This is a genomic window from Ventrimonas faecis, assembly GCF_040096075.1.
Classification (GTDB): Bacteria; Bacillota; Clostridia; order Lachnospirales; family Lachnospiraceae; genus Brotaphodocola; species Brotaphodocola faecis.
Map to the genome: position 1 here is coordinate 102,779 of NZ_JBBMFJ010000008.1, position 6,116 is coordinate 108,894.

General features: G+C 45.6%; 7 protein-coding genes. 1 reads left to right on the forward strand and 6 read right to left on the reverse strand.

The window, feature by feature from the left end; genetic code table 11:
- From WMO41_RS05770 to WMO41_RS05790, 5 genes are all read right to left on the reverse strand, one after another.
- Entirely contained in the window at positions 1 to 567 is a 567-nt protein-coding gene (locus WMO41_RS05770; protein ID WP_349228941.1) for a hypothetical protein, read from the reverse strand.
- 57 nt (positions 568 to 624) lie between these two features.
- The gene (locus tag WMO41_RS05775; RefSeq protein WP_349228942.1) at positions 625 to 1,206 is read right to left on the reverse strand and encodes a signal peptidase I; all 582 of its coding nucleotides are present in this window, start codon (positions 1,204 to 1,206) and stop codon (positions 625 to 627) included.
- A gap of 39 nt (positions 1,207 to 1,245) precedes the next feature.
- Positions 1,246 to 2,952 (reverse strand): hypothetical protein, encoded by a 1,707-nt coding sequence (locus WMO41_RS05780; protein WP_349228943.1) that lies wholly within the window; start codon positions 2,950 to 2,952, stop codon positions 1,246 to 1,248.
- Positions 2,953 to 3,274: 322 nt separating this feature from the next.
- On the reverse strand, positions 3,275 to 3,937 hold the full coding sequence (locus tag WMO41_RS05785; protein WP_349228944.1) for a hypothetical protein: 663 nt from the start codon (positions 3,935 to 3,937) through the stop codon (positions 3,275 to 3,277).
- A 155-nt stretch (positions 3,938 to 4,092) separates the two neighbouring features.
- Positions 4,093 to 4,767, reverse strand: coding sequence for a signal peptidase I (locus WMO41_RS05790; RefSeq protein ID WP_349228945.1), 675 nt, complete (start codon positions 4,765 to 4,767; stop codon positions 4,093 to 4,095).
- A gap of 410 nt (positions 4,768 to 5,177) precedes the next feature.
- Here WMO41_RS05790 and WMO41_RS05795 point away from each other — a divergent pair, with 410 nt between their 5' ends.
- The gene (locus tag WMO41_RS05795; protein WP_349228946.1) at positions 5,178 to 5,363 is read left to right on the forward strand and encodes a LacI family DNA-binding transcriptional regulator; all 186 of its coding nucleotides are present in this window, start codon (positions 5,178 to 5,180) and stop codon (positions 5,361 to 5,363) included.
- Positions 5,364 to 5,453: 90 nt separating this feature from the next.
- Here WMO41_RS05795 and WMO41_RS05800 read toward each other — a convergent pair whose 3' ends face one another.
- Complete coding sequence (locus WMO41_RS05800; protein ID WP_349228947.1) at positions 5,454 to 5,678, reverse strand: hypothetical protein; 225 nt, start codon at positions 5,676 to 5,678, stop codon at positions 5,454 to 5,456.
- Positions 5,679 to 6,116: the final 438 nt, after the last annotated feature.

Sequence of the window (6,116 nt, forward strand, 5' to 3'; positions counted from 1 at the left end):
TTAGTCTGTTTGTTCTACTTTCACATTGACATTTACAAAATCCGGAACACCTGCCAATAACGGATTCGCCTTATCTTTCGGCCATTCCATGTTCAATTCATAGGTATGACTGCCCTCTACTCCAGCCTGAAATGTCATTTGATCTGTCTGAAATGTATGTCTCTCCTCGCCATCCGAATTCAGGATGCTGCTTTTTTCTGTAAATGTACCAATTGTCTTTCCATTCTGATCCTTCAATGTAAAAACAAGCGGTAACGTTCCTGCCGTTTCCACTTCTATGGAATAATGCTGTGACACCTCGCTCACCCGGTTATCACTCGTCTGGTTTGTTACGGTAATCTTACTGTCACCACTGACTCCCGGATAAAACTTTGTAGAAGTATCATGAAATAACGTAATGGTCTCACTCTCTCCAAAAAGCGCTACATGCGCTCCATCTGTTCCCGATGCCGAAGACGCATATCTGGCGTAAGTAGTGCCAAGCTGCCAAAACGTCACCAGCACAAAAAATAACATGATAATCCCAAGCCGGAAAACCCATAATCCCGGTTCCATTTTCCGTTTCATGCAGCCACCTCCTTCTTTTGCGAAATCATTACCCGTTTCCGGCACTGTTCTGTATCTTTACAGGGACGAATTTTCCTTTAATTTTCGAATTTCTTCCTGCAGTGCCACCAATTCCTCATCTTCTTTTTCCTGCTGTTTTTGAAAAAGATATTCTTCCAAAGCAAACACCATTGCAATCAGGATCAGCATAACCCACGGTTTTCGCAAAGCGGTCACCCAACGTCCCGCTCCGGCAATTCGAAACCTCACCGTTCCAAGCACTTTATCCTTTGAAAACGGTTCGTCTGCCGCATTATTTGCATCTCCCTGCGTCGTAACTTCATTGCCCTCAATTTGTATAACCCGATGAACAACCAGCTGTTTTCCTGCTTCATACACTACAATATCGTTCACCTGCAGTTCTTTCGATTCTTTCACAATAATCAGATCGTTTTTGGAAAGCGAAGGCTCCATACTTCCAGACAAAACCACGCCGATTCCATATCCAAATGGCATTGGCATCTGCCTGCCCAAAATTCCTCTGGCATTGGCCAGATAGATATTGACTCCCAGAAAAAAGCCCATAAAAATCAATATCGCACGTCTTATTATCTGATTACAAAGGATTTTTCTGGTCTTCTGATTTTCCTGTCTCTCCATCCCTGTATTGCTGTGTCTTTCCCTTTCTGCCCGGTCTGTTTACTGTTCAATATGGATCACCAGCTTCAGCTTATGGTTCAGATTTGCGCTGGTTCCCAGTTTTGTGTCGTAAGCATCTGCTGCCTGGCCCGTTCCCGTACTGTCGGTTCTTTCATACGGCCAGCGCCAGCGTATGCTGTAGTTGACGTTCTGCTTTGGCTGCAGTGTAACCGGAAATTCCTTTAACTCCGCCGCGCTTTTCCAGTCACCACTGATTACACTTCCGCTTCCGTCCAGAATCTTGTATTCCAGCGGAATGCTGCCGCCATTGGTGCCGTCCGCCTCTTCTTCCATAGCCACGGTCATGTAAGTGGCTTCTTTCATGGTGTTGCGGATGTAGAAGTTATATTGCCCTTCAATCCCCGGATACAATTTTTCATACGCCTGTTCCCCTTTCAGATCAGAAAACAGGTCAATGGATGCCATCTGCTTCCACAGCTTTCCTGTTTTGACATCTCCGATTTCTACGGTTTCCGGCTCTTCCGCTGGTCTGGTCGGGTTTGTTCCACCGCCCGAGTTGCCGGAATCACCGGAACCTCCTGAGCCTCCGGCAGTCCCTGAATTGCCAGTATTTCCATTCGTATTGGTATTTCCGGCAGCACTATTTTCTCCCGCTGTCTCTGAGGCATTTGCTGTTTCTGTTGACGCCGTGCTGTTTTCCTGATTATTGGTATCTTCCGCGCTTCCAGTTCGTCTAGAAGCATTCTCTTCCTCGTCGGCCCCGGATCCTGTCTGCTGATTTGCTTCCTGACCGGCATTTCCGTGCTCCTGCATTTCATTGACAATTCCAACATTCCGGCTTCCTGCCGTGCCAGTTCCAATCAGTCCGCTGTTTTTTTCACGGATCAGATAAGCATTGTCTCCAAAATCCGGAATATCCAGGATGCTGCCATCCGGCATCTTTACGGTAAATCCCGGCTGAATGACCATGCCATTCAGGAATGTAATCTGCAGACTGCTCCGGTTTATCTGCGTCCCATCTGTCAAATGAAGGATTCCATCTGCATCCATCTGAATGCCATCCGGCAAGTCTTCCCCTGCTGCATTCGGTGGCAGATACGTCTGCTGCGGAAGCAAGATCCCTCCATTATTTAAAACAATGGTTCCGTCCGGCAGCATATAATGTCCGGACGCAAAGGCCACAGCCTCATTTTCCTTTACCTGTACACTGCCCGATGGCGTAAGCACACGTCCCTCCGTGAGCGCCGCGCTGACACCGTCCGCATCAAAAAGCACGTTCTGGTTCTGCTCATCAACCTCCAGATCCATATCCAGCAAAATGGTATTCACCGGAATCTCAAAACGAATCTGCTGGTCCAGTTCTGATACTTTTACGTGCTGAATGCCCTTGTCCTGATGTTCCGAAATATTCAGGCTCATGGATGCCTTTTCCTGGCCACTGGCATCCTTAACATACAACGTGTGATTCCCCCGCTCTACATCATAGAAGAAAAAAGATCCGTCTTCACCCGTCTGAGCGGTTTTCGGTGTGCTGTGCAATTCCACGATGTGGTTGCTGCACGGCATTCCGTTGGTATAGCGAACCACTCCATAAACGGATAAGGCCGTCTCTGTTTCCGCTTCCGGCTCCACCTTAATAGTCTGCTGATTCGGCTCTGCCTGATCTTTCGCACGCTTTCCGAGGCGATACATGAGACTGCAGGAAGATATGAGGATCAGAAGCAGCAAAATGAGCGCCAGAAGCATGATGCGGCGACGCGTCCGCTGGCTTTTTGAATGTTGAAATTGATGTCGGTTGTATTCTGGTTTCATAGGCTTACCTGCTTTCCGGGCCGCCGCGCATGGTGATGGGCGGTCCTGCCTGCTCTGCTGTATAGATCAGTTTAAAATGGAATTTCTCTCCTTATGTATCACCCGGAGCAGCGAAGTCTGGGGGATGCATAAGGAGAAAAATGTGGGAGATGGTAACTTCATCAACACCTGCCCCAGTCACGACGGGGCAGGTAGATGAATAGAGTTTCAGATTTCAGCAATTGGGATAGAAGGTTGCTGAGTGAGAAAGGCCGGATTAGTCGACCTGAGTTGCGGTGACGGTGGCTTTGATGGTTGCAGTTGGTGCAGTTTCTGCAGTACCCAAGGCAAGATCTGTTGCATCTGCTTTGTTCGTAACAGAATCATCATCAAATTCCCATTTCCAATACAATCTATAGTTTGCTTCGTCTGTTGCAGCTTCCGTTGTAGCTGCTGCTAATTCAATATCAGTCTTATCGAGATCGGCAATACTACTTTTCCAATCAGCAACTGATGAGTCCGGCATTTCTGCATTCGCCGCTACAAGTGCATATTTCAGTGGAATATTATTATTGTTAGTGCATTCAAATTCAATACTATACTTAGCTGCTACTTCAGAAGCATTCTCTAAATACAAATCCACACTTCCAGATGTACCTGGTGCAATTTTTTTATTTGCTACATGTGTTTCATCGTTACCATTTGAATCTTTTACGGTATCAAAAATATTAAAATTCCAACTTGGTGTGCCGGTAATATCATTTTCTGTAGTCAGGTTATTGCTATTACCTAAAAGGAATGACCACTTTGCTACTGTTGCTGTACTAGAAGCACTTGTTGTGCTGGTATACTTCGCCAACGTTCCACTAATCAACCCAGTACTCAACAGTGTCACCACTGCCATTGCGGAGGCTACTCTCATCATGTTGTGTTTCTTCATACGTAATTCCCCTTTCTTCTTTTCGGATCCTTCTCCAGGATTTCCGATGGCTTTCTTTGCCTGTGTCTGCCTTCGCCATGTCTCACAGTGGAGGCCGCTACACGTTTTTATTCAAACCGCAGGCGTGACTCCCGCGGTACAGAATCATGTGAATTTTATTCCTGTTTGTTCTCCGTATGTTCTTCCCTGCCCTTTTCTTTTTCTGCCCGCAGCGCTTCCAGTTCTGCCAGTAACGCGTCCGTGTCTTTCTTTCTGCGCCGCTCGTAGATGGCCTGACGAGCAAAGTCAAATCCCAGAAGTAAGATAATCGGGACAACCACACAGGTGATGAGGCCTTCGGTTGTCTGCATATACATCACGATATTTCCCAGCCCTGGAATTTTTTTCTGATAAATACCTGCCAGATTCTTTGCCGGTACCGGGTTGGAATCTTCTGCGTTGTTGGCATCACCACGGGTGACCCAGGCCAGACTGCCATCGTCCTGAGTCTGAATTTCCACAACGCGGTGGGTTACTACGCTGTTTTCATTGCTGGCCGGATCAAAGAAGGAAATGACATCTCCTACCTTTACATTTTCCGGATCCGCCTGTTTGCAGATGATCAGGTCTCCTGCTTCGATATAAGGAAACATGGAGTCGGACAATACGACCATGGGGCTGTATCCACCAACATCCGGCACTGCATCTTTATTCAGATAACTTTTGGCAATCAAGGTGCAGTTGAGAATCAGGATCGGTGCAAGAATCACACACAATATGGTTCCTATTACGGTAAAAATTTTTGAAATAACGGATGTTTCCTTCTCTTTTGCGTCATTCATAACTGTCATTCCTAAGCGAACGGCCGAATCTTCGTTTCGGCTTCGATTCGCTTCCGCATCTAAGCGTCTCTCCTTCCCATGGTGTTATTGTCTCTGTCCCTTAGTAATACTCTGCGACGGAAATACAAAGCGCCTGGGGCTATCTCCACAGGCGCTTGTAAAGCAGATGAGTCTGCAAAAATATGAATTAGTATGTATTTTCTATCATTATACAGCATTTTTTTAATCACTACAAACAAATGCCCGTTAATGTTCATGCAAAAAGCGACAAAAATAGACAAAGTGTATCTTTTTCGATCACTCCAGATAAGTGATTGACTCCTGTTTTGACACGTTTGCAAAGCAGTAAATTATCCCCGTCCTCTGTTCTTCCTCCCCATTCGGTTGTATAATGAAGAAAAAATCTGAAGGAACGATCTATGACAATCACAGAAATCGCACAGCTTGCTGATGTTTCCAAGGCCTGTGTTTCCCGTTATTTTAACCATGGTTATGTCAGCGAAGAAAAAAAGAAAGAATCCGCAAGGTTATTGAAGCAACCGGCTACACGCCAAGCCGCTCCAATCAGCTGCCTGCCGAAAAAAGTCCCACCATCGGTATTGTAATCCCCAAAATCAATTCCGAAAGCATTTCTCGCATGGTTTCCGGCATTTCGCAGGTGCTGAACCAGAAAGGTTACCGTTTGTTTAGTTAAACTAGCCGCACTGACACTGAGTGCTTACCAAAAAGATGGCAGCGGTCATATCCATTAGAATCTCATCTCCATTAGAAAGATGAACGGAATCTTGGATAATTTGTACATCTTGTATGGTATCCTCAATGATATTTAGAGAGATCTGATCACCACATACCGGCTCAAATTCTCCAGCAGCTTTTTCTATAGATAAACTTGAAAGGTCAACAGATTCGTTATTCATCATAACAATCCTCTGCTGATTTCGGATTTCATAGGATTCCCCATTTATCTGAATGCTTTACAGGCTTGGTACGCACTCAGAACTATTCAAAAAATAGATTTAAAAAACAGAATAGCAATTCAGAAAGCATCTATCAGAAATGGTAGGTGCTTTTCTTATTGTTCCACAATACTATGTAGAAGGCAACCACGAAGCAATTATTCCAAAGGACATTTTCTTGCAAGTGCAGGAAGAACTGGTACGCAGGCGAGTGGTCAAAACCAGTGCCAATGGCAAAAAGCGCTCCTATAGCTGCAACCACTGCTTTGCGCAGATTGTCATTTGCGGCGAATGCGGTGAAATGTTCCGAAGAATCCACTGGAACGTAAATCCTCAATCATAAGTACCTTATCATAATACCATATCTTTGAGAAAATATCTCTCGGATCGCGCAATTCGCGC

Bases quoted from the DNA above. Each gene is read 5' to 3' on its own strand.
- WMO41_RS05770 (WP_349228941.1), bottom strand. From the start codon at position 567: ATGAAACGGAAAATGGAACCGGGATTATGGGTTTTCCGGCTTGGGATT.
- WMO41_RS05775 (WP_349228942.1), bottom strand. From the start codon at position 1,206: ATGGAGAGACAGGAAAATCAGAAGACCAGAAAAATCCTTTGTAATCAG.
- WMO41_RS05780 (WP_349228943.1), bottom strand. From the start codon at position 2,952: ATGCTTCTGGCGCTCATTTTGCTGCTTCTGATCCTCATATCTTCCTGC.
- WMO41_RS05785 (WP_349228944.1), bottom strand. From the start codon at position 3,937: ATGAAGAAACACAACATGATGAGAGTAGCCTCCGCAATGGCAGTGGTG.
- WMO41_RS05790 (WP_349228945.1), bottom strand. From the start codon at position 4,767: ATGACAGTTATGAATGACGCAAAAGAGAAGGAAACATCCGTTATTTCA.
- WMO41_RS05795 (WP_349228946.1), top strand. From the start codon at position 5,178: ATGACAATCACAGAAATCGCACAGCTTGCTGATGTTTCCAAGGCCTGT.
- WMO41_RS05800 (WP_349228947.1), bottom strand. From the start codon at position 5,678: ATGATGAATAACGAATCTGTTGACCTTTCAAGTTTATCTATAGAAAAA.